16 protein-coding genes and 1 pseudogene are annotated in these 23342 nt (G+C 58.8%); 8 read left to right on the forward strand and 9 right to left on the reverse strand.

The annotated features are described in order from the left end of the window. Positions 1–25: 25 nt before the first annotated feature. From FHW37_RS26050 to FHW37_RS26060, 3 genes are all read right to left on the reverse strand, one after another. Positions 26–2173, reverse strand: a complete 2148-nt coding sequence (locus tag FHW37_RS26050; protein ID WP_145641698.1) for a xanthine dehydrogenase family protein molybdopterin-binding subunit — start codon at positions 2171–2173, stop codon at positions 26–28. A gap of 10 nt (positions 2174–2183) precedes the next feature. Beyond that, positions 2184–2633 (reverse strand): (2Fe-2S)-binding protein, encoded by a 450-nt coding sequence (locus tag FHW37_RS26055; RefSeq protein WP_145641700.1) that lies wholly within the window; start codon positions 2631–2633, stop codon positions 2184–2186. Between the two features lie 179 nt (positions 2634–2812). Then, positions 2813–3388 carry a helix-turn-helix domain-containing protein gene (locus tag FHW37_RS26060; RefSeq protein WP_145641702.1) on the reverse strand — a complete coding sequence of 192 codons (576 nt, stop codon included), beginning with the start codon at positions 3386–3388 and terminating at the stop codon, positions 2813–2815. Between the two features lie 284 nt (positions 3389–3672). Here FHW37_RS26060 and FHW37_RS26065 point away from each other — a divergent pair, with 284 nt between their 5' ends. Then, positions 3673–4386, forward strand: coding sequence for an SDR family NAD(P)-dependent oxidoreductase (locus FHW37_RS26065; protein ID WP_246690924.1), 714 nt, complete (start codon positions 3673–3675; stop codon positions 4384–4386). Positions 4387–4424: 38 nt separating this feature from the next. Here FHW37_RS26065 and FHW37_RS26070 read toward each other — a convergent pair whose 3' ends face one another. After that, a complete protein-coding gene (locus FHW37_RS26070; protein ID WP_145641704.1) occupies positions 4425–5366 on the reverse strand; it encodes an NmrA family NAD(P)-binding protein in 942 nt (313 codons plus the stop codon). Between the two features lie 74 nt (positions 5367–5440). On the opposite strand from FHW37_RS26070, the gene FHW37_RS26075 reads away from it, so the two are divergent. Continuing rightward, a complete protein-coding gene (locus tag FHW37_RS26075) occupies positions 5441–6244 on the forward strand; it encodes an AraC family transcriptional regulator (RefSeq protein WP_145641706.1) in 804 nt (267 codons plus the stop codon). A 42-nt stretch (positions 6245–6286) separates the two neighbouring features. Here FHW37_RS26075 and FHW37_RS26080 read toward each other — a convergent pair whose 3' ends face one another. After that, entirely contained in the window at positions 6287–6889 is a 603-nt protein-coding gene (locus tag FHW37_RS26080; protein ID WP_210249325.1) for a response regulator transcription factor, read from the reverse strand. Between the two features lie 643 nt (positions 6890–7532). Between FHW37_RS26080 and FHW37_RS26085 the strand changes: the two genes are divergently transcribed. Both FHW37_RS26085 and FHW37_RS26090 read left to right on the forward strand, forming a co-directional pair. Next, the gene (locus tag FHW37_RS26085; protein WP_145641710.1) at positions 7533–10424 is read left to right on the forward strand and encodes an ATP-binding protein; all 2892 of its coding nucleotides are present in this window, start codon (positions 7533–7535) and stop codon (positions 10422–10424) included. A 309-nt stretch (positions 10425–10733) separates the two neighbouring features. Next, complete coding sequence (locus FHW37_RS26090; RefSeq protein WP_145641712.1) at positions 10734–12686, forward strand: PAS domain-containing sensor histidine kinase; 1953 nt, start codon at positions 10734–10736, stop codon at positions 12684–12686. A 31-nt stretch (positions 12687–12717) separates the two neighbouring features. Here FHW37_RS26090 and FHW37_RS26095 read toward each other — a convergent pair whose 3' ends face one another. Continuing rightward, positions 12718–13092, reverse strand: coding sequence for a response regulator (locus FHW37_RS26095; protein ID WP_145641714.1), 375 nt, complete (start codon positions 13090–13092; stop codon positions 12718–12720). Positions 13093–13144: 52 nt separating this feature from the next. Continuing rightward, the gene (locus FHW37_RS26100; RefSeq protein ID WP_186458397.1) at positions 13145–16342 is read right to left on the reverse strand and encodes a sensor histidine kinase; all 3198 of its coding nucleotides are present in this window, start codon (positions 16340–16342) and stop codon (positions 13145–13147) included. Positions 16343–16654: 312 nt separating this feature from the next. Here FHW37_RS26100 and FHW37_RS26105 point away from each other — a divergent pair, with 312 nt between their 5' ends. From FHW37_RS26105 to tnpC, 3 genes and pseudogenes are all read left to right on the forward strand, one after another. After that, positions 16655–16945, forward strand: a complete 291-nt coding sequence (locus FHW37_RS26105) for a hypothetical protein (RefSeq protein WP_145641718.1) — start codon at positions 16655–16657, stop codon at positions 16943–16945. A 173-nt stretch (positions 16946–17118) separates the two neighbouring features. Then, positions 17119–19857, forward strand: a complete 2739-nt coding sequence (locus FHW37_RS26110) for a winged helix-turn-helix domain-containing protein (RefSeq protein ID WP_186458398.1) — start codon at positions 17119–17121, stop codon at positions 19855–19857. Positions 19858–19900: 43 nt separating this feature from the next. Next, positions 19901–20467, forward strand: a pseudogene (gene tnpC, locus FHW37_RS26115) (IS66 family transposase); the annotation flags it as partial. A gap of 76 nt (positions 20468–20543) precedes the next feature. Here the strand turns inward: tnpC and FHW37_RS26120 are convergent. Then, positions 20544–21485, reverse strand: a complete 942-nt coding sequence (locus tag FHW37_RS26120) for an SDR family NAD(P)-dependent oxidoreductase (protein WP_145641722.1) — start codon at positions 21483–21485, stop codon at positions 20544–20546. A gap of 159 nt (positions 21486–21644) precedes the next feature. On the opposite strand from FHW37_RS26120, the gene FHW37_RS26125 reads away from it, so the two are divergent. Then, on the forward strand, positions 21645–22544 hold the full coding sequence (locus FHW37_RS26125) for an AraC family transcriptional regulator (RefSeq protein ID WP_145641724.1): 900 nt from the start codon (positions 21645–21647) through the stop codon (positions 22542–22544). A gap of 94 nt (positions 22545–22638) precedes the next feature. Here the strand turns inward: FHW37_RS26125 and gstA are convergent, their stop codons facing one another. After that, entirely contained in the window at positions 22639–23316 is a 678-nt protein-coding gene (gene gstA, locus FHW37_RS26130; protein WP_145641726.1) for a glutathione transferase GstA, read from the reverse strand. Positions 23317–23342 lie beyond the last annotated feature (26 nt).

Here is a 23342-nt window from a genome sequence, read left to right on the forward strand (position 1 = left end):
CCCACTCGCGTCTAAGTCCGCAATTTCACACTGCGGCCTGCGACAGGGGGAGCGACCTGATGCGTTTTCCCGTGGCAGAGAATATCGCGTTCGCTAGAGCGCCCGCCGCCGCGGCGGTACCTGCTTCCCCGACGCCGCCGGGCTTCTCGACGCTTTTTACCTGGTAGACTTCGACCTTGGGCGCTTCGTTGATGCGAAGGATCCGGTAGTTGTCGAAATTGCTCTGGTCCACGGCCCCGCCGGTGAAGGTCACCTCGTTGAACATCGCGGTGCCAAGCCCGAACAGTACGCCTCCTTCCATCTGCGCCCTTACGGTGTCCGGATTGATGACGATGCCGCAGTCCACCGCCAACACGGAGCGCAGAAGCTTCACCTGTTTGCCGGGGACGACTTCGATATCGAGAATGTGCGCCAGGTAGGTGTTGAAGGCGAACTGCAGACTGACGCCGCGTCCGCGACCTTTTGGAAGCTTCTCTTTCCACCCCGCCTTCTCCGCGGCCAGTTCGAGAACGGCCAGCGCGCGGGGGTTCTTGGTCAACATCTTCCTTCTGAAATCGACGGGGTCCTGCCCGGTCGCGTGGGCCATCTCATCGATGAAGCTCTCCATGACGAAGAGATTGTGGGTTGCACCGACGCCACGCCACCAGGCCGTGGTCAAGCCTTCCGGTTCGTGGCGGACATAATCGGCGAAAACGGCGCTCTCGTCGTACGGTGTCTCGGCCGCGCAATCCAGGGAATCGGGGTCGATGCCGTTTACGAATGCCGGAGGTGCCCATCTTGCCATGACCGACGAGCCTGTTACGCGGTGAGTACGCCCCACCAGGCGGCCGGCGTCATCCAGTCCGGCTGACACGCGGTCGTAGTAATAGGGTCGGAAGAAATCATGAGTGAGGTCCTGCTCGCGGGTCCAGACGAGTTTGACCGGATATCGGATATTGCGCAGGAGCTTTGCCGCCTGCTCAATCGTGTCGATATCCAGACGCCGTCCGAAAGCGCCGCCCATGAGCTGGTTGTTCACGGTCACCTTCTCGGGAGGCAGTCCGGTCGCCTCGGCGACCGCCTTCTGTGCCCTGACCGGAACCTGGGTTCCAACCCACAACTCCGCACGGTCTTCCCCGATGTGCAGCGTGCAGTTCATGGGTTCGAGCGGGGAATGCGACAGGAATGGCGAACGGTAGACCGCGTCGAGCTTTGTCTTGGCCTTCCGTATGGCTTCGGCCGCCCCGTTGTCGTCTCTCACGACAACGCCGGGCTTGAGGGAGGCCTCATGCATATCGTCTAATATCGCTTGGGTCGAGACCGACGCGTTCGGTCCGCTTTCCCAGGTCAGTTCAAGCGCATCGACACCGAGCTTGGCCGCCCACATATGATCGCCGATGACTGCCACCGCATCGTCGGTCCGGACGACTTCGCGGACGCCTTTCACCGCGCGCGCGGCTGCCTCGTTCATGCTCGCGATCCTCCCGCCCTTCACGGGCGCGATGGCGAGGGTCGCGTAAGCCATTCCCGGAAGCCGGGTGTCGATCCCGTATACCAGCGAACCGTCAACTTTGGCCGGGGTGTCCAGGCGCTTTGCCTTGGTACCGATAAGCCTGAACTGTGAGGGGTCCTTTAGCGGGACCTGCTTAGGTACTTCTCGCGTAGCGGCGTCCGCAGCGACTTCGAGATAGCTCAGCGAGCGGCCGGAAGGCTCGTGATGGATGACGCCTTTTTCGACCCTGCAGTCGTCCGCGGGAACTCCCCACCGTGCCGCCGCGGCTCCGACGAGCATGATCCGTGCGGACGCCCCCGCTTCTCGTAGGCGCACCCAGTCCGACTGCGTGGACGTCGAACCGCCCGTCGCCTGGTCGAAGAGGATGGGGTCCATGTATTTCTTGAGGTCGGGAGGCGCTGCCTCCACCCGCACCTGGTCGAGATCTACCTCGAGCTCCTCGGCCATGAGCATCGCACTCGAGGTGTAGATTCCCTGGCCTACCTCCGTGTGCGGCATAATCAGCGTGATGCCGTCGTCATCGATTTTGACAAAGGCGTTGGGTATGAATTTCGATTGCTCGCCAACCGCGGCGGACGCGCGGCGGGTGTTTCCGGGAAGCTGGACGGCCAGCACCAGCCCGGCAGTTGCGAGGGCAGTTCCCCGGAGGAAATTCCTGCGTGATACGAGGTTCTCGATCATTGCGAAGCCCTCACACGTTGACCGAATGGATCGCTTCGCGGATCCGGACATATGTGCCGCAGCGACAGATGTTTCCGGCCATGGCGTCGTCGATGTCGGTATCCGTGGGTTTCGGGTTCTCCGTAAGGAGAGCGGTCGCCGACATGATCTGCCCGGATTGGCAATACCCGCACTGCACCACTTCCTTGTCGAGCCATGCCGCCTGGACCTTGGCTCCGATCGGCGTGTTGCTGACGCCTTCGATGGTGACGATCGGCATGTCTTCGATCATATCCATTGTCGTTTGGCAGGAACGGACCGCGATGCCTCCGAGGTGCACCGTGCATGCCCCGCACTGGGCTATGCCGCAGCCGTATTTCGTCCCGGTCAGCCCGAGAACGTCGCGCAGCACCCAAAGGAGGGGCATGTCGTCAGGCATGTCGACTTCATGGACTTGGCCGTTGATGGTCAGCTTTCTCATTGTCGCCTCTTCTCCGTGACTTTCCGGGGTGCGAGCCGCATCTCGGCTAGCCGGGCTGTCATTCCGTCACCGCGCATCGTGACGGTGTTCAGCGCGGAAGAATTGGACGATCCTGCACCCACGTGTTTTCAAATTCTGTCATCGAAGCACCGCGCCTGATGCCTTGCGCGTAGCACCGCTTAGAAAGCCATCGAGGCGTGAACGATGCGGTCATTGTCGGGACGGGTGCCTGCGGTCAGGTAGTCCCACTGTCTGGTCTTGGGCACGGAAGCGTTCTTGCGCCACTTGAGAGGCGTTGTTCCGACCAGGCGCTTGAACACCTTGGAAAGGTGGGCCTGGTCACTGAGGCCGCAGGCATGGGCTATCTGGCTGAGAGGCTCATGGGTCGATGCGATCAGGTATTTCGCCGCCTCGATGCGCCGGGAGAGGACATAGTCATACGGCGGACGTCCGAATGTTACGTTGAATCCCTTGGAAAACCTGCTCACGCTCAGGCGGACTTGCTCGCTGAGGTCGCTGACGCGGAGCCTGCTGTCGACGTTTTCATCGATGTAGCGGATGATTTTCTTCCGCTGCCACTCGCTGAGCCCGGAGGTGACCCTCTCCTTCACCACAGCCGCCGCTGGGGCGCTTCTGCCGAGGATGGCCTGCCGGTCGAGCCAGCCTTCGATCGTCCGATAGTCTATTTCGGCGTGCCAGACCTGGGAGGCGTTGCCGACATCCAGGGCGGCATTGAATGAAAGAAAGGTGTCCATCGCGATGTCCTCGCTGCTTCGGATGCAGTGAGGTTGCCGTGTTGGGACGTGTGAAATCGAGTTATAGGATGTAAAAAGAAGTTATGGCGTTAAGGCCGGATGCCTAACAAACACCGGAACCGGATTTTACAATATTCTCTGACGTCCTGCCGATAGCGACTGTCGGAGGACCTTGCCGCATATCCGGCTCGCGTTCCCACATGTCAAAGCAAGCTATGAGGCATCCCGTGAGCGCGGCAGGACTTACTTCGAGCCAGGTCACAGGCTCCCGGGTGGCCCTCGTCATGCGGGCTAGCAGTGACATCGGCGTGGCAACCGTTCAGGCGCTTGCTCAAAGCGGAGCAGATTTGGCTCTCGCGCTGGAAAGCGAGCCGTCTCCGCATTTCATGGAATCTCTACGATCTTACGGGGGGCGCGTCGTCTGGTTTCCTATCACGGGATCTCCGAATGGCGTCGAGGCAGCCCAACTCGTGCGCTCCGTAGTGGCGGCCCTGGGAGGAATAGACGTACTTGTTGCCAACACGATCCGCCGCGTGGAAGGCCAGATAGATGACGGTGATGTCGACGAGGACGCACTCGACGAGCAGATGACCACGGATGTCCGAAGCGTCATCGCACTTGTCAAGGCCACCTCCAGGTCAATGAGAGACGGAGGGCGCGTGGTCGCGCTCGGCTCGAGCCTCGCCGACCGAGTCGGAACTCCGGGGCTTGCCGATTTCGCGGCCACGCGGGCGGCGATAGCCGCTTTCTGCAGGGGAGCCGCCCATGACCTCGGTCCCCGGGGAATAACGGTGAATGTGGTTCAGATCGGCGCGATCGAGTCCCAGGCTGATCAAGGCCTATCCAGGGAAATGCTGGCCGCCGAAAGGGATGCCAACGCTCTCGGAAGACTTGGCAAGCCATCTGAAGTGGCCGACGCGATAATGTTTCTCGCAGGCCCAGGAGCGGCATTCATCACCGGAAGCGTTCTAAACGTGGACGGTGGATACAGCGCCTAGCGCAATCATCGCGTCGACTACGAGTCCAATGAACTCAGCTAGTCCCTGGCCGTCCACATGGCAAACGTCTCCCGCTGGTCTCCGGCCCTGACCGCCTCCAGGTAGTGTGGCTTTAAGACGTCGCGAATGAACGCCTCCATCGTCGTGGGCAGTTTTGGACGATCCTCTTGCGTCCCGTGGAACCGGACGACGCCCTTGTTCAGGGCGTCAGCAGTCAGGGTATCGTCCTGCCATTTTTCCGGCGTCCCGAACCGCGCAAGGAATTCCGCCTCCACGTCCTTGCGGCTCGTCTCGATATATCGGTACTCCACCGGCCTGCCGATCTCCCTCCCGATGATCGCTGCCAGGTCGTTCATCGAGATATCTTCCGAGCCGACTTCAAGCGCGACGCGGTGCCGGCCCGTCGGTTGGGTCAGGTGCTTAGCGGCCAGCCATGCGATGTCATCGGTCGCTACCCAGGGCATTTTCAGATCAGGTTTACAGGACCAGGCAATGCGGTCGTATCGGGCGATCGGGCCCACCCAGGCCAGCACGTTTTCCATGAACCAGGCAGCGCGCAGATGGACCAGATCGATCGTGCCGAGCTCGTTGAGCTTTTCGTCCAGTTCGTTGAAGCATTCGAAATGCCCCGTCTTACCCTTCACGTCCGACCCCATGGCCGTCAGGCTGACGGCCAGTTTGACAGTGGATTTTTCCAGCGCGGCGACAAAGCGCTGGGCAACGGCGGGGTAGTGTCCCGCGATGTTGTTCCAATCGGTCTTCACCATCAGGAATGCAGCATCCGCACCCTCGAAGAATTTGTCGAGGTCACCCGTTCCTGCGTCAAAGCTCCCGAGAAACGGCTCCGCTCCGAGCTCGACAAGTGCATCAAGCGCCGGGCCGCCTCTCGACAATGCTCTGACCTGATGCCCGGCGCTCAATAGGGTCCGGGTCAACTTAGCGCCGATTCGCCCGGTCGCGCCGACGACAGAAATTCGCATGACAGTCTCCTTTCGGTTGTTGATCACCCGAGTGTAGACTGTTGCGGTCCGCACGAATTTGGAGATAATGCCAAATGATCTCCAAATCGGGCCAATCCTCATCACTACCGCGTCCCTGCTACGACGACTTCGATCCCGACCAGTCACATCACCCGGCCGTCGCTGTTCGCCTCGATTTCCGTGACTACGAAGCGGAAGTGCCAAAGCATCAGCACGAGCAGGGGCAGCTCATCCTGGCGCTGCACGGTGCCGTCACGTGTAGGACGGAGCATGGGATATGGATTGTCCCGCCGGATTGCGGGGTCTGGATACCCGGCGGCGTGCCCCACAGCAACCAGGCCACGTCGAACGCACGCCTATCCTATCTGTTCGTGCAACCCGGCGCGGCGACACTGCCTAAGGAGTGCTGCACCTTGTCCGTGTCGCCGATGCTCCGCGAGATGATACTCCGGCTGGCGGATGAACCGGTTGATTCCGCGCCGGACGATCATGTCGGCCGCATGGTCCGGGTCCTACTTGATGAATTGGCGCAAATGCCCATACAGGGGCTGGACTTGCCCGCGTCTAGGCATCCCAAGATCGCCGCGATCACCGCGGCCCTGATGGAGGAGCCGAGCGACCGTCGCACCTTGGTAGATTGGGCGGCACACGTTGCCATGAGCGAGCGGTCCCTGAAGCGGCTGATGGTCCAAGAAACGGGGCTGACATTCGGCCGATGGCGGCGGCAACTGCACCTGGTCATCGCATTGCGCGAGCTGGCAGGCGGCGCGACGGTCCAGAAAGTGTCGAGCGATCTCGGATATGAATCCGCAACTGCCTTTATCGTCATGTTCAAGAAGGCGTTGGGCACGACGCCAACACGCTACTTCGCGAACTGATTTGCCGGATTGCCAAATGCGGCAACGCAAATCACAGAGGCTTTAAAGACTGATGATACCTCGCTTCAGCCCGATCGCCACGGCATGGGCCCTATCGTTCGCGGTAAGTTTGCTCAATATGCTTTTAACATGCCCTTTGACGGTTTCCTCGGTGATCGACAGCACCAAGCCGATCTCCCGGTTCGAATTGCCCTCCGCGACTAGGGCGAGGACCGATATCTCGCGGGTAGTGAGGGACTCCCCGTCCGCATATGTCGCCAGGGTATTCGCGACCTCCGCGTCGACATGGCGTCGCCCACGCGCTACCGATCGGATCGTGTTTATCAGATCCTTCCTGACGGATGACTTGAGAAGATAGGCTTGGGCCCCGGCGGCGATCGCCTTGCTTGCCAATTGCTCGAAGTCGTAGGTCGTCAGGATAATGACGCGGGCATTCGGATATGCCTTGCGGATTTCCGTCAGGACATCGATGCCGTGAACCTTCGGCAATTGGAGATCGAGAAGCATGACATCCGGCTCGAGTTCGCTGTAACGCCGGATAGCCTGTTCGCCATCGGCCGCTTCTCCGACAATCTCGATATCGGGGTGCGCCGCTATCAATGCCGCCAATCCTTCCCGGATGAGCAGATGATCGTCGGCTGTCATGACTCTTATGGGACGTGATGCCATGTCTCTCAGCTGCCGCGGCACATGGACAGGCACCGTGACCGGCGGGTCTCCGATCGGCCTCTGCGACGGGCAATCAGACTGGATTCGGTCCGTGACGGCATCATACCACTCCCTGTGGTCCACTATAACTACATCGATCTCGACATGGTTCGGTTTGCCAGACAGTAAAGCTCGCCGACAAGTCCGGTCCCGAAAACCCGGCGATCGTAGATCGCGGACCGATGTTGTCCACCCTCGAAAGGGGGGCTGAAGCCGGGGGCAGCAGGTACTGGCCCAACGCGCCCAGAAATATGGGCATAAAGAAGCTCGACCCGACGAAGTTTGCACCCCTCTTTCGAGTCCCCCCTCTTTCGAGGGTGTTTGAATCGATCACGCCAGCTAAATTGCCTGGTGTCGGAAATGACTAGGTGCGGCTGACATCGGACACAGGCAGCGGATACCCGAACTTCTGGAGCAGTGCTCCCGGAGCCGGGATTCCGACGTCTTGATGACCGCGGCTGTCAGACACTCCAGACTCAATCGCTCGCCAGCGCGATGAAACAAGGGCGTCCTTTCGACGCTGGGAATTCCGTCCGTAGCAATAAACGGACTGCCATATTTCAGTTTCGGACATCGCACGATGAATACCGCACATTTTTCAGCTACCCCAGAATACGCGGCGCGGCCGCCGACCTACAGTTTTGGCCCTTTCGTTCTGTCAGTCGCCGAAAGACAGCTACTGATGCGGGGAGAGCCCGTTCGGCTGGGTGGGCGGGCGCTGGATATTCTCTTGGCGCTATGCGCCAGGGCGGGTTCGATTGTCTCAAAAGATGAGCTCCTGTTCGAGGTATGGGCAGGCCAGACCGTCGACGAAGGCAGTCTACGCGTTCATATCTCTGAACTCAGGAAAGTCCTTTCCGAGGCCGGGGAAGGAGGACGCTATGTGATTAACGTGCCTGGGAAGGGCTATGTGTTTGTAGCCGATCTCGGAGCATCGCAAATACCGGAGACGCATGTCGGTTCGGCGCGCCGAAATCACCCGAGTGACGCGTCAAGCCATTTCGCAAGACCCCCTGCCTTGCTGGTCAACCCACTGGGCCGGGCCGAGGAGATCGAGAGAATCGTCCGGGAGCTTCGTTCCACACATCTTGTAAGTATCGTCGGTACGGGAGGGGTTGGAAAGACAACGGTAGCGCTGGCGATCGCGGAGACGGTTCGGGATGAGTTTGAGGATTACACCGCGTTCGTCGATCTTAGTCAGGTGACCGACAGCGGGCACGTGCACGCGGCCTTCGCAGCTTCACTCGGATTGCCCGTGCGGGAGGAGCAGGAACTCGAAGCGATTGCAAAGGTTCTTCAGGGAAAGCGCGCCCTGCTGCTGGTCGATAACTGTGAACACGTGGTGCAGGAAGTTGCCGGGGTGGTCCAGCGAATCCGCGCGTCCGCTCCGGAAGTCTTCATCCTCACCACGACTCGTGAGCCGCTGCATGTATCGGGCGAGCGCATCTGCAGGCTTCCTGCGCTCGCGATACCTCCGGAAAAACCCTCGAGCCTGACCGAGGTCGGCCAATTCGCATCGGCTCAGCTGTTCATCGAGCGGGCATGCGCCATCGACAGCGACTTCGAGCCATCTGAAGAAAATGCCCTAACCATCGCCAACATCTGCCGCAGCCTCGATGGACTTCCGCTTGCGATCGAGTTCGCGGCCAGCCGGGTCGCTGCTCTCGGGACGGATTCGACGGCTGCTTACTTCAGTCGGCTGGACGTGCTGAACAAAGGAAAGCGGACGGCTATGCCCCGTCACCAGACGCTTCGGCGAACGCTCGACTGGAGCTATGATCTGCTCTCGGATTCAGAGCGCGATATCCTGTGCCGACTCGGCGTCTTCTCGGGCTCTTTTTCGCTTGAAGCGGCCCAGAGCGTCGTCGGCCTCTTCCCGCTATCGCCTATGGACGTGGCCGACCACATCGCCGACCTGGTTGATAAATCACTGGTTTCCCTCGACACCTCCTCCGACCGCATCCGTTTCAGGTTGCTGAACACTACGAGGGACTACGTCGCTGAAAGGGTGCAAAGCGCCGATGATCTGAATGGGCGGAGGCGACTGCACGCGCAGTTCTTCCTTGGGGAATTGCTCGGGCATCAGCAAAAAGAGCCGGAAAACAGCCTCGTCTCCCTTCGCGGCGACGTCGAAAACGTGCGCTCGGCACTGGCTTGGGCCTATTCCCAGGACGGCGACCGAGACATCGCGATCCGGCTAACCTTGGCGGCCGGGCCCCTTTTCTGGGATTTGGCGCTCCTCGCGGAAGGCGCGCGTTGGGCGGCCACCGCGCTAGGGCAGCTGCCGGGAAACCGCGAGGGTACGGTGGACGAGTTGGAGCTTCGCCTGAATTCGTCGCTATCGCTCCTCTTCATTCCGGGAAATCTCTCCGATGTATCCGGCGAGATCGGCAGGGCGCTGGAGCTTGCTCGGTCACTCGGCAAGACGGACATCGAAGAGCGCGTGATGTCAGGGCACTTCGCGTTTCATCTTCGCAGCGGCAACGTTCCCGGCATGACAGCCATCGGGCAAGCCTCCATCGAACTGGCGAACAGGCGCGGTCTGACGTTTAATGGCGCATCGGACAGTATGACGGGCACTGCGTTTGCGTTTGAAGGAAACATCGATGCCGCCATTCCGCTAGCGGAAAGGGCGCTCGCGACAATTCCGCGCGAACGATCCATTAAGAACCTGAGAACGGGTGTCGACCAGCGGCTCTGGTCGGCAAACGTCCTAGCCCAGCTTCTCTGGATGAAAGGCGAATTCAGCCGCTCGAAGAGTGTCATCGCCGATACCGTGGCAGAAGCCCGGTCTACCGGGCATGCCGCCCTGGAATCGATAGCTCTGGTTTGGATGGTTCCTGTGATGTTCTGGGCGGACGACATTGTGTCAGCGGAGTGTTACGTCGAGCGGCTTTCGGAGTCCGCGATACGCAGCGGAATAGTGCCGTTCCGTTGGGCTGCGGAGGCTAACCGGGGAATTCTGCACGTGCGTCAGGGCCGCTTGCAAGATGGATTGGACGCACTCGATGGTGCCATAGCGGAGCTGCGACGCCTGAGGAGCGGGATGCTCGAGCTTGTTTACACCGGCTATCTTGCAGACGCATACGCCGAAGCGCGGGACTTCGGCAACGCCTCCAGTGCTGTGGATAGGGCGCTCGCACTGACCCGACTAACAGGATGTGGCATCTACACAGGCGAATTCCTCAGAAAGAAGGCGGTTTTCGCGTGGCGTCTCACCGGACGGATGGACGATCTGCTGTCCGGTCTCGGGGATGCCCTTCGCGTTTCGAGATTGCAAGGGAACCGCCTGTTGGAAATGCGTATTCTGTCGGACATCGTGTCTAGCGAGGGTGTGCCGATCGAATTGATGGAGTCTTCCCTAAGCTCGATGGGGGAAGTCTACGCAACGCTTGAACAACGTGACGACATACCCGACATGGCTCGTGCCAGGTCGCTCCTATTCGCGCGCCGCGGTTGCGGCACGGCTTAGGCGACATCCAAGTGATGACCTACCACAATGGATAGGTATCGATCCCTCAAATATCGGTGTTAGCTCACAGTCCGAATGAAACCTTGGGTAGGGAGCCTGCGAGGTTGGCGGAGGAGGCGATGTTGCGCGGGAGCTTGGGCGCTGCGTTTTGTAAGCCACTGAGATCTGGCCGGTAGATAAGCTCGGCTCAGCGCTCGATGAGCAACATACCTGGAAATCTCGACAATCCTGCGCCACCCCTCCGAGGAAATCGCAAGCATGCCTTGAAGCGATGTCTCGGCTTCAGTTGCTGGAGTTTACAAAGAAGCGATGGCGTTCACCCGCAAAATTCTCGTCGAGAGCCGTCGCTTGCGGGAGCCGGACGGGATCGTTTCACCCATTCTTCGCCTGACCGCTCTGCGTGATCCGTCGCGTGTCTCGCGGTCACTCGCCATAACTACCTGGATCCTGGCCTTTCTGTCGCTGATGATTCATGGTGACGCGTTGACGACCGCCCTCACCTACCGCTGGAGCGAACCGTACAATCTTGCGGCTCTTGCGGGCATCGCGATTGGCTTGTTGGCGATCGCCTTTCTTCGCGTTCGTAAGCGTGTTCCGCCGGTACCAAACCATGGATCCGCCGACAGTCGTCAGGAACTCGCGGACGCCCTACCGCACGTGCTCTGGGGCACCGGTGCTGATGGGCGGTGCGAGTTTCTCAACGAACGATACACCGAGACATTCGGCATCCCCCGTCTCACGGCGATCGGCGACCAAAGCTGGGCTGACCCGATCCACCCGGATGACCGCCCGAAGATGTATCAGGCGTGGCGTGCCGCCGTCGACAACGGTAGCTCGAACTACTCGGCCCATGCGCGTGTGCGTATGAACGATGGTTCGTATCGATGGATGGAATCGCAAGGCCGATCTGTGAGATCGGCCGAATCCGGAGAAGTGGTGAGATGGTTCGGGAGCCTGATCGACGTACAGCGCCAGGTAGAAGATCGCGAGACGATTTCGAGGTTACAGTTCGACTTGCAAACCATTACCGACGAATGCGAGAAGTCTCTCTCGCAGGTAGACGAGCGCCTGAACGCCGTCTTTGAGCCGCGGGAAATAATCTGGGTCGAATACGATATCAAGTCCGCGCAGCTGTTATCCGACACCCTGAGAGAGAAAGGTGTGGTCGATGTTCCCGCCTATCTCGCGACGAACCGTTCACTGGCTGACGAGACCAGGCGGGCGGTGCGGGCCTACCGTGCCAGCGAGCATGCATCCAGAGCGCTCGGTTATCCGAATACTGCCGACATGATCACCGCGGGGGCGAGTGCCGACGGCCTTGGCAATCTCGATGTGGAAACTGCTGTCCTCGTCGCCCTGCTCAATCGTGCGAAGGCGACATGCGGAATTGCGGAATTCGTTGATACCCGTGGAGAGAGACGGGCAGTCCCCTTCTCGCTCTGGATCACCGAAGACGGTGTCGCCAGAGCGTCGTTCTTCGATACCAGAGACGACGGCCAGCGAGCGGAGAGAAATGGTGCTGCGCGACAGCAGCTTGCGCGGGCGAACAGGATTGCCTGCGCGACTGCGCTTTCCACCTCCCTCGTTCATGAAATGAGCCAACCCCTCACCGCGATCTCGCTCGATCTGGCGACCGCTAGTAGGCTTGTCGCAATGGGACCCGGCGGCGCGGAAGCGGTCGGGAAACTAATGGATAGGCTTCGCTGGAACACCCAGCGTCTGACGGAAATAGGAACAAAGACCCGGGAAAGTCTCCGGCCCAACCGTCATAGCCAGCAGGCTGTTGATATCCTGGCGCTCACCAGGCGTTCACTCGATCTTGTTCTTGATCCACTCGGCCTGAAACATACCGCTGTAGAAATATCTGCGGATAGCGATCTCCCGCTCATCGAAGCGGACCCTGTTGCGTTGCAGCAGGTTATTTGCGCCCTTCTCCTGAATGCGTTCGAAGCGGGGAGCTCTCTGGACCGGCCGCCGGTCGTCTCTATAGCAATCTGTCGTCCGCCATTTGCGACGGATTTGAGGATTTCGATATCGGATCGCGGCCCCGGGATAAGCGAAGAGCACCTGGCGCTCGTCTTTGATCCCTTTTTCTCTACAAAACCCGATAGGTTGGGTTTCGGCCTGACGGTATGTCAAAGCGTAGTCGAAAGCTTCGGCGGAACGCTTAGCATAAAGAACAGAAGCAGCGGAGGAGCGGTCGCGGAATTTTCGATACCGCTGATCGATGGTGCGGCTCTCAAGGCTTCTCCGCGAAGTTGACACGGCGGTCACCTGAAAGGGGACGCTCGCCTCAGTCGATTTCGTAACCTGCAACGCGCATGACGCCGGCGATTATGTCGTCGATGTCGCTTCCCTTGCTGAAAAACGCCGCGGCTCCGGCCTCCATAGCCTTTGCTTTGGTGATGTCGTCATCCTGCGATGTGATGAATACGGTCTTGAACGCCACATCCATTTCGCGCAGCAATGTCTGAAGCTCCAAGCCGCTCATCCCCGGCAATCTCTGGTCCAGGATTAGGCAGGCTACCCTATGATCAGATACGTGTTCCAGGAACTCTTCCGCGGTCGGGAAAACGACGGTCTCACAGTCGTATGCACTGAAAAGATCCGCGTAGGCCCGCCGCACGGCAAGGTCATCTTCGACAATTGCGATTGGAAGTCGGGACAGTTTTCTTAATCCTCAGAGTGGAGCCGGTGAGGCTGCATACAGGTCTAAGTGCCTAACGTACATGGTGTGCGACCAGCTTGCGAGATATGGACTGGAGGCGGCTTTCCGTCGTGTTCATTTTCAGGGTCACCTTTGTGCCTTGGCCTTCCTGGCTGAATATCGAGACTTGAGCGTCGAGGTTCGACGCGCGCTCCATAATCCCCGCGATGCCATAGTGGCCTGAGTAATCCTGTTGATCCGATCTGGGGGGCATCCCCTTCCCGTTATCGCTGACGACGATTTCCATCCGCGCACCGTCGAAGCTGAAGAGGCATTCGATATTCTTGGCCCCTGAATGAAAGTATGCGTTTCTCAAGGCCTCGCGGCAGATTTGACGAAGCTCGTCGCGCACCTCGACCGGAAGACGCGGCTGTTTGCCAACCGCTTTCAATGAGAACAACGAATGCGATCCATCCGGCTGAAGGGTCGAAAGTTCGGCCGCATCGTTTTCGACTAACGTCAAGATGTCTGCCGTCGCCTTGGCGGGATCGCGGAGGGATTGAATCGTGTCTCGTCCCTCGACTATCGCGTCATCACTCTTGAGGAGAATGACGTTGAGCATTTCAGAAGCCTTCGCCGGTTCGCCGGGGAGCAGGTTCCTCACTGCTTCGAGGCGATAGATCAAGCCTTGGAAGCTCTGTAGGAGTGTGTCGTGAAGATCGCGGGCGACGCGAGTCCTTTCGCCAAGCCGTTCCTCTAGGCGCGCGTTGTAGACCATCTCTATCTGCATCATCCGCGCCTTGTAGGCGGCGATGATCGCAGCAATCGACATCAGGCAGACCAAGGCGATGAACCACCAGGTACTCCACCACGGCGGAGAGACCTGGATGGCCAGCGAGCCGGATCCTCCCCATCCACCCCTTTCCGTAGCCGCCTCCACCACAAGTGTGAAAGTCCCTGTCGGAAGTGTCGCAAAGTTGATTGTCCGCAACGCCGCCGGCAGGAGATGCCAATCGGTCTCGATTGGGGCTATCCGATACCTGTATCGTACGGCCGCCGGGTTGGAGAAGTCGAATGCCGAGAAGGATACCGCGAAATTCTGATCGTAGCGAATTTGATACGCGACGTCGGCATTTTTAAGGGGATAGAGGACCGGTTTGTCTTCTATTCTGACGTCCGTGAACAATACCTTGGCCAACGGCTCTGCTGAGCGGATTTTCGACGGGTCGACAACCGCGGCACCTGGGAAACCCGCGAAATACATGCGGCCGTTTCGGCCGCTACTACAGGCATGCCATCCACCCATGTCGTTGCCCGGCAGCCCGTCCGCGCTTGTAAAATTCTGGAACTCCCCAGTGGCTGGGTCCATCTTGGAAACGCCGCGGTTTGTGCTGATCCAGAGATTCCCGTCGGCATCCTGTCGCGTGCAGCTCACGGCATTTCCGGCGAGGCCGTCCTTTTCGAAATAAGCCCTGAACGCTCGGGTGGCCGGGTCGAACACGTTTAGGCCGTTGTGCGTGGCGATCCAAAGGTGGCCGTCCCGCGCGCGAAAGACATTGTTGGTAGTGTTGTTGCTTATGGTTGTCGGATCGGAAGGGTCGTGACGAAATTCCTCGAACTCCTCCGTAGCTTTCGAAAACTTCACGAGCCCAACCCTGGAGCCGATCCACAGATTGTCCTGATCGTCCTCGTCGATCGAGAAAAGCTCCTTGTTCAGAGAGGTGTCGGCTCTGAATGTTTTGAAGGTCTGTGTCCTCGTGTCCAACCTGTTGAGACCGTTCCAAGTTGCGAGCCATAGGATCCGCTGCCTATCCAGGAAGACCCGGGTCACTACATCACTGCTGATCCAGTCACGCCGTCCGCGTTCATATCTGAACGTCTGCGTTTTGCCTGTCTCCGGATCGAAGGAAATCAGACCTGTTCCGATGGTGCCGATCCAAAGGGTTCCGTTATCGTCCTCCACCATCGAAAGGATTTCCACCGAAGCGCCGTTCTCCGCGAGGTCGAATATTCGCAGCTGCCCGGCCGGATCGACGCGCGTCAGCGCGCCACCGGTCCCCATCCAGACATTGCCCTTTCGATCTTCTAGGATCGCGTTGACAAAGGTCTCGCCGAGCTTGTTGACGTGGCCGGAGTAAGGCCAGACCTTCTGGAACGGTAGGGGCTCGGGAGTAAAAACATTCGGTGGGCTGGCATGCAGCCCCGTCCAAATATTGCCCTGGCGGTCGTCGAAGATTTCGATGACCCTGTTTTCCGACAGGCTTTGCGGGTCCGTGGGATCATTTACGTACTGGTCGAAAGTGAAATCGGCTCGGTTGAACCGCAACAGGCCAGCGCCCATGCTGACAAGCCAGAGATCCCCGTTGCGTGTTTCTATCATCTTGTAGACGCCGGACATAAGACCGTCGGCGGTGTTGCTGAAAGATATCTTCCTGACCGTGTTTTGAGCGCGATCGTAGAGCGCGAGCCCGCTGCCCGATCCCCAGAGAATCCAGAAAAGCCCTTTGGAATCCTCGAAAAACTGGAACTCTCGTGCTTCGATTCGCAGCGGAATGCGGCGGTTCACCTTTCCGGTGTCTGGATCAAATGCCTCGAGCCCGTTCCCGGTAGCCACCCAGAAGACGCCCTCGCGGTCGGTGGCGGTCGATTTTATGTCGTCGGTACTCAAGCCGTCATCCCGGCCTGGTACCTGCCCGAACCGCTTTACGCTACCCGTTGCGGGTTCGAGCCGGTATAGACCTTGCGAGGTTGCGAGCCATAGAAAGCCGTGGCGGTCCTGGCTGATCTGCAAGACCGTCGGCGTCGATCCATCAAGTACAAAGTGCTTGAATTTCCCGGTCTTTCGGTCAAAGGCGTCGAGAAGTTGATCTGTTCCGATCCAGATCGTTCCGTCGCGGTCTTTGAACGTTGAATAGATGTAGACCCCGCTTAGGCTGCCCGGGTCGTCACGGTCGTGTTTGAAAACCTGAAAGGTATACCCGTCGAACCTATTGATCCCGTGCTGTGCGCCGAGCCACATATAACCGTCGTCATCCTGAATGATCTGGCCCACCCGGGTCTGGGAGAGCCCCTGGGACAATGACAGCTTGGTGAACTGGATATCGCTTTTCGGCACGAGCCGGCTGATGATCGGCTCTGAGAGGACTGTCGCAGTCGGAACAGGTTCTTCTGCACGCGCGTGGTTCGCAGGGGCCGCAAGTATCAACAGCTGTATCGCTATCGCCCAGAACAGATTCCGCGGCGAAACCCTCCATGTAAGATAAGTGGTCAACACTCGCCCCCGCGAAGTACAAAAAACGACGTCGTGGATTATCTCCAATGCCATGGATTCCACAAGCTGTAGGCAATATTCCGCTATCGATCTCTCCGACTTTGCTGGGCGAGCAGCCATTTGTCCGACGGGCGAGTTCAAGGCATTGCATCGTCCGGCCGGCCGCGGGCTCACGGCAGACACCCTCACCTTTGGATGACACCCCTCTTTCGAGGGTGTGCGGACGGGTCGCTTTGGGACATTGTCCTCTGTAGTTCGGGATACAGGATGTAGATCACAATCGGGCAACGCATCTTCAGGGGGCAGGCGTAGATGACGAATTTGAACGCGACTTCAGATGCTCACGCCGGTACTGGCAGCGACCACGCTTCCGACGGGTGCTCCTCGGAACTCCGGCCATACCAAAAGGCCGCATCGCCCACGGAGCTCGCCGAACTACTCTACCTGCTGAAACTGGGCGTTAAGACCAATTTACGCTGGATTGGTAGAGAGCGGCCGGATATCGACGCGGCCCGTAAAACCTCGGCGCGATTGTGCGTCTATGTCGACCGCCTTGAATCTTTGATCGCATCGACCAACCCAAATTGTTCCGAGCGCCTCTAGGTTGGAGGTGGAAGCGGCCGAGCGCGAGGCCACGTGCTGTCCCGGACTTGGTCGTGAAGATTTCCAGTAACACATGCGTGCGAGCGACCAGATCCTCTCACCCGTTGCTTTGAGCGTCGACAGATGTGATATCCGTCATAGGAATGAATTCTGGCGGTATCTGCGGCTCAACGATGGCTCTTATCAAGTTCGGCACCTTTGAACTCGATCTCGTCAACAAGACATTGACGGAGTCTGGCAGACCATATCAGCTTGGGAAGAAGGCGCTGGATTTGCTGGTCGCGCTTGTAGGCAAGGCCGGGGAAATCGTTTCCAAGGAGGAGTTGCTGAGAGCTGCCTGGCCCACGACGACGGTCGATGAGGGCGCGTTACGCGTCCATCTGATGACTCTCAGGAAGGCACTCGGTGAATATAGCGATCAGCGATACATTGAGAACATCGCGGGACGAGGCTATGTCTTTGTCGCGCCTATAGAGCTCTCCGCGCCCGGCTCGGCCGCGCCCGTGACGCCGGCGATCCCTCTCGACACCAACCTACCACGATTTGCGAGCCGTCTGGTCGGGCGCGAGCAATTCATCGAAGCGAGCTTGACCGCGCTTGCATCGACAAGGCTACTAACGATATCGGGCGCGGGCGGGATAGGGAAAACCGCAGTTGCGCTAGAGATCGCCGCTCGTGTCCAGTCATCAAGGCGGGTTGTCTTTGTAGATCTTGCGGTCTTAAAAGACGGTCGCTTGCTGATGCCTACGTTGGCGTCGCTGCTAGGTCTGATCCTCTATACAAATGACCATCGGCAAGCAGTCCTCAATTCCCTTCAGTCCAGCGATGTCCTCCTCCTTTTCGACAACTGCGAGCACTTAATAGAGTCGGTCGCGGTGGAAGCCGATCAAATTCTCAAGGCGACCGCACGTGTAACGATACTCGCGACGAGCCGAGAGCCGCTGAGATTGGCAGGCGAGCGCGTGCGGCAGCTGCCTTCGCTGCCCATCCCCGATTTCGGGGTATCTGCCAACGAGCTTCTGTCTATCCCTTCAGTGGAGTTTTTCGTGGAGTCGGTGAAGCTTGCCTCCGACCTCGAGAATTTCGAGGACGACGAGAGCCTGCAAGCTGCTGCTGCGATCGTCCGGAGCCTTGACGGCATACCTCTGGCGATTGAACTGGCGGCGTCGCGAGTAAGCAGCCTTGGATTGAAAAGCGTTCTCGGCTCGCTCGATAACCCGCTCTCAATCCTGCGTAGGGGTCGACGTACCGCGCCCCCTCGACAGCAGACACTAAGGGCGACCCTCGACTGGAGCTACGAAGGCCTGGAGACTGACGAGAAGGAGCTTTTCGCCATCATCGCGGTTTTCCCGGGAACCTTTTCGGATCAAGGCGCGGAGGCCGTTGCGCGTGAATGGTTATCTGGGGAACGCTTCGACAACGCCTTCGACGGCTTGCTCCTCAAGTCACTTGTGGCCGTGTCTAGCGCCGACGGCAGGTACCGTCTTTTAGACACTACCAAGGGATATGCGGTCGAAAAGCTGGCTGATAGCAAGTTGGAAAGGGACTATCGCGTATCACACGCGCGTTTTTGCCGCGAAGCACTCCTGAGAGCGGAGTACGACTGGCGTTCGCTGCCCACCAGCGACTGGACTCTGCGGTATGGCTCGCTGATCAACGATCTTCGCGGAGCTCTGGACTGGGCGCGCTCGCCTGATGGGGACCTTGAGCTCGCGGTGGAACTTGTCGCTATCTCCAATGTGATTTGGGTTCAGCTAGGGGCCATGAGCGAGCAGTCGATAGCGATTGAGGACGGGCTGAGGCTTCTGGCGTCAACCAAGCACGTAGGTACAGATATCGAGCTGCAACTTCGTATCGCGAGAGGTAGCGCTCTATATCACACCCGCGGCTTCAAGAGCGATAACGAAGCCATCGCGGAGTTCGAACGTGCGATCGCCATCGCGGAGCGTCTCGGCAATCCGGCCCGTATTATGAGGGCGTTTGGAGGCAAAGCATCCGTGACGAGCTCGAATGGTAGCTATCTCGACTCCATCGCCATCGCGAAGGACCTGAAGTCCAGATTTCCTGGAGCGTTGAGCTTTAGCAGGCTGCTCGAACATAACTACCTCTTTCACGGGGACTTCTCCGCCGCGCGCGAGCAGGCGGAGATTTCGGTGATGGAAGCCAGCCGCGCGGTACGTACGACTCAAAACTACGGCACGGGTTACGATCAGGGTACGATAGCGAAATCGGTCTTGACGATGATCGACTTCCTGGAAGGGAAAATCGACCAGAGCTTCCTCGGCATACGCGACTTGCTCGCGGAGTCCGAGGTCCTCGGACACTCGATATCGACTTGCTTGATGCTGTCTCTGAGTGCCGTACCGATCGCCTATCTCGCCGGAGACATCACCGATGCCAGATCGAGACTTGACGCGGTGAGACGGATAGCCGCCAAGGATATGCTGGTCCGCTGGCAAGAATGGGTGGATGGGTACGACCTCATCGTTCCACAGGATACCCAGACCGACGTGGCTCAATCGGAGCTTCAGCGCGCTCTTTTCGAAGGTGTCGGCATGAGGCTGGAGTACATGACGATACTCGCGGGATGCAGGGCCTCTCCCGCAGCACTGGATAGAGCGCTTGCCGGCGACGCCGGTTGGTGTAGACCGGAATTGCTGAGGCTCAAGGCGGTATCGTTGATAAAACGGGATCGCGCCGCGGCGTCGGAACTGCTTAACGAGGCGGTGAGGCTCTCCCGCGCAATGGGAGCGGCGTTCTGGGAGCTCAGATCTGCCGTCTGTCTTTTCAGGCTCGCCAAAGCGCGGGAAATGCGCGCGGCCCGAAGCGATCTCGAATCTGTGCTGAAAAAATTCGAGTGCAGCCGCCCGATACCGGACATGGATATGGCGCGCGGGCTCCTCGACGAATAGAATCACCGAAGTCACGTACCGCTACGGTCCTTTCAACGATGCAGACATTCGGCTTGCCTATTGCTGGGCACACGCACGTCGCAAGCTGGTCGAGATCACACGTAACGGACCGTCATCCATTGCCGAGGAAGGCGTCAAACGGATCGGTGAACTGTATCGGATCGAGGCCGAACTGCGTGGCCTCGATCCAAAGGCTCGCCTTGCCGGGCGGCAGGAACGGTCGACGCCGCTGGTCGCCGACATGCACGCCTGGCTTGTCCATCACTGCGCCCGTGTCGCTGGCAAGTCGCCTCTGGGCGAAGCACTCTCCTATGTCGCCAAATATTGGGACGGACTCCGCGCCTTCCTGACTGACGGTCGAATAGAGATCGACAACAACACCGTTGAAAGAACCATCCGGCCGATTGCTCTCAATCGCAAGAATGCTCTTTTCGCTGGACACGACACCGGTGCCGAGAACTGGGCGACCATCGCGTCGCTCATAGAGACCTGCAAGCTCAACGCCGTCGATCCACTTGCCTATCTGACCGCCACGCTCACCGCCATTGTTAACTGTCATAAGCAAAGCCGGATTGACGGTCTCTTGCCATGGAGCCATCCGACTACGTAAAAACGTGCCGCCCAAATTCGGTCATGAGCAATGAAGGCACCGACCGAGAGCAACCTTCACCGATGCCATCCACCTATCAGAAGCGTTCTCCCACAAGCTCCTCACTTTTTGTCCAAAGTAATTTGGCGCGTTCAGGATTAAGGGCATAGGACATCACCCCAATACGAATTCCAGGAGCGTCGTCAACTGGCGCGATCTGGCAATCCTGGCAATAATGGCCACCGACCGATTCGCCATCGGCAACCACTGCGGCCCAGACGGACGTTGCAGCGACCTGAGGGATCGTCTTGAACTCGAATGTCTGGCCAGCCGAAGCGAGTTCCGTTGCGATCCTCTTTCCAAGCACCGCAAGGTCATCCTGCGACAGATGCTGCGCTAGATTTGTATGGGACACGCCCGGCATCAGGGAGGTCGCGCGAATACTGCGACCACGATGACGGCGGTCGAACTCTACGGCGAAGAGGATAACGGCCGTCTTCGAACCGCCATAGCTAACCCATGGATCGTAGGTTCGGTTTTCGAAGTTCGGGTCGCCAAGATCGACATCCGCCCAGCGGTGGCCATTCGAGGAGACCGTCACGAGGCGGCCGCCGTCGCGGATCAGAGATGCGATCCGGTTGACGAACACGAAATGGCCCAGATGGTTCGTCCCGAACTGGGTTTCAAAACCGTCTTTCGTGTGACCGAAAGGCGTGGCCATGACACCCGCATTCGCGATTACGCCATCGAATAAGATGCCGTCGGCCACAAGCTTGTCAGCGGCCGCGCGGACACTCGTCAGGTCCGCCAGATCGACCGCAAGCAGATCGACGTTGAAGCCTGCCTTGTCTGTTGCCGCTCGGGCCTTGTCCAGATTGCGGGCCGTCCCGACCACCTGAGCACCATGCGCGTACAAGGCACGGGCCGTCTCCACGCCTATACCTGACGACACACCTGTTACGAGGTAGCGTTTCCCCGTCAGGTCGATACCGTCAAGAACCTCGTCGGTGGTTGATTTCGCACCAAACGTTTTTGTCATCTAATCGTCCAATTCATGAAAGCAAACGGGGCGATTGCTCCGTCTCAACTTGCCTAATATGTTGGTTTTCGATGCTGATCGCGTGCCAAATTCGATCCTATACTTGCCCAATCGGATCAGATCATTGCAAGTCGCTGAGAGGCATGTCACAGCTACGGCATGGAAGACTTGCTGGAAAAGATGCGCGACCGAGTTCTGCGGCACACCGATGGGATCAGGATGAGGACGGCGATTCCACGCGTTGGCATCGGGGTGGTCTCGGACGGCTCAGCACCGACGGCAGGGACCTGTGGGCAGGGCGTGTGTCTTGTCCTGCAGGGCGCAAAGCAGATGCTGATCGGGGAGAAAATGCTTCGCTACGAGGCCGGAAGCTGTTTTGCGTCGCTCGTTGAACTACCGACGACACGCTACGTCTTCGAAGGAAATCGCATCAGCCCCTACATCGCAACAAGTCTGACGATTGACAAGGATGCCTTCAACGCCCTCGTTGCCGACACGCCCGCCGGTTCAACGAACAGGGGCGCTTCAGCCTTTAGTGTCGCGACGGCATCCCGTCAGCTTCTCGAAGCCTGGGACAACTACCTCGCCTTGCTCGACACACCTGAGGACATACCCGTACTGGCAGCATCGCGCGAACGGGAGCTAATGTATCGGCTTCTGCAAAGTCCGCACGGGCCGATGCTCCGCCAGATAGGGCGTGAAGAGGGAAAACTTGCTAAAATAAGGCAGGCAATCGAGTGGATACGCCAGCACTTCGACCAACCGCTAGAGATTAAAGAGGTCGCCGAGCGGTCAGGAATGAGCATTCCTTCCTTCAATCGGCATTTTCGGGAAGCAACATCCACAAGCCCACTCCAGTACCAGAAGACGCTTCGTCTTCACGCCGCTCGCCGCTTGCTGGCGGCCGATACAGACGCGGCTCACGCGGCGTTTCAGGTGGGATATGAAAGTGCATCTCAGTTCAGCCGGGAGTATTCCCGTTTGTTCGGACGACCACCCAGACAGGACGCGTCTCTGCTGCGCAAAAATATCGGGTCGGCTGCCGATGTCATGATCTAAAAATTCGTCACTGATATCTCTTGACCAGCGGCAAATGATCGAGGTCAAGGTGTGAGGGGGACGGCGCTTACCTTTCAACGCCCTTCGAGCATGCCTATGCTTGAAGGGCTACGCTCGGAGCCGAGCCGCGTTGTGTCGTAGCCAACGGCTCGTCGCACAAGATCGATATCAAACCGGGACCCTCGGCTGCCAAAGCCGCTAGCACACTAGGTCGTTTGCCCACCCGCCGAAGAAAATCCTTGATGTTGGGAAAGTCTGACAGGTCGAGCTTGAAGAACAGGGCCCAGCTCAAGATCGGAAAGAGATAGGCATCGGCTGCGGTGAAATGGGAACCTGTAAGATACGGTTTCCTCGACAAAGCGTCGTCGACAACGCGATATTTCGACGAAATTCTATTCCGCACGAATGACTTCGCGTCCTCGTCCAGAGGCCAGAAAAGCGGGGACGTTCCCTTATGCAATTCTGCCGCGATGAAGCTCTGCCACTCCATCACCTCAAACCGTTCCCTTGTCCCCGGAGCCGGCATAAGATCGATGCGACCTGCCGTGTCGCACACGTACTGCGCTATGACGAGGTTTTCGGTCAGAACCGTGCCGTCCTCAAGCTCCAGCGCCGGGACCATTCCTCTCGCATTTATCTCGCGATAGTCGCCACCAAAGGCTGTGGTTTTTTCCGTGACGTTCACGATTTCCAGATCGAAGGGGAGTTCTGTTTCCCTGAGCAGAAGATGAACTGAAAAGGAGCTGGCTCCCGGATGCGCAAACAGCTTCAAGGCATTGTACCTCAGACGCGGGGAAT

The sequence above is a fragment of the Neorhizobium alkalisoli genome (assembly GCF_007829835.1).
GTDB lineage: Bacteria > Pseudomonadota > Alphaproteobacteria > Rhizobiales > Rhizobiaceae > Neorhizobium.

Coding starts and splice junctions, on each gene's coding strand:
- FHW37_RS26050 (WP_145641698.1), bottom strand. CDS start 2,173: ATGATCGAGAACCTCGTATCACGCAGGAATTTCCTCCGGGGAACTGCC.
- FHW37_RS26055 (WP_145641700.1), bottom strand. CDS start 2,633: ATGAGAAAGCTGACCATCAACGGCCAAGTCCATGAAGTCGACATGCCT.
- FHW37_RS26060 (WP_145641702.1), bottom strand. CDS start 3,388: ATGGACACCTTTCTTTCATTCAATGCCGCCCTGGATGTCGGCAACGCC.
- FHW37_RS26065 (WP_246690924.1), top strand. CDS start 3,673: ATGCGGGCTAGCAGTGACATCGGCGTGGCAACCGTTCAGGCGCTTGCT.
- FHW37_RS26070 (WP_145641704.1), bottom strand. CDS start 5,366: ATGCGAATTTCTGTCGTCGGCGCGACCGGGCGAATCGGCGCTAAGTTG.
- FHW37_RS26075 (WP_145641706.1), top strand. CDS start 5,441: ATGATCTCCAAATCGGGCCAATCCTCATCACTACCGCGTCCCTGCTAC.
- FHW37_RS26080 (WP_210249325.1), bottom strand. CDS start 6,889: ATGACAGCCGACGATCATCTGCTCATCCGGGAAGGATTGGCGGCATTG.
- FHW37_RS26085 (WP_145641710.1), top strand. CDS start 7,533: ATGAATACCGCACATTTTTCAGCTACCCCAGAATACGCGGCGCGGCCG.
- FHW37_RS26090 (WP_145641712.1), top strand. CDS start 10,734: ATGGCGTTCACCCGCAAAATTCTCGTCGAGAGCCGTCGCTTGCGGGAG.
- FHW37_RS26105 (WP_145641718.1), top strand. CDS start 16,655: ATGACGAATTTGAACGCGACTTCAGATGCTCACGCCGGTACTGGCAGC.
- FHW37_RS26110 (WP_186458398.1), top strand. CDS start 17,119: ATGGCTCTTATCAAGTTCGGCACCTTTGAACTCGATCTCGTCAACAAG.
- FHW37_RS26120 (WP_145641722.1), bottom strand. CDS start 21,485: ATGACAAAAACGTTTGGTGCGAAATCAACCACCGACGAGGTTCTTGAC.
- FHW37_RS26125 (WP_145641724.1), top strand. CDS start 21,645: ATGGAAGACTTGCTGGAAAAGATGCGCGACCGAGTTCTGCGGCACACC.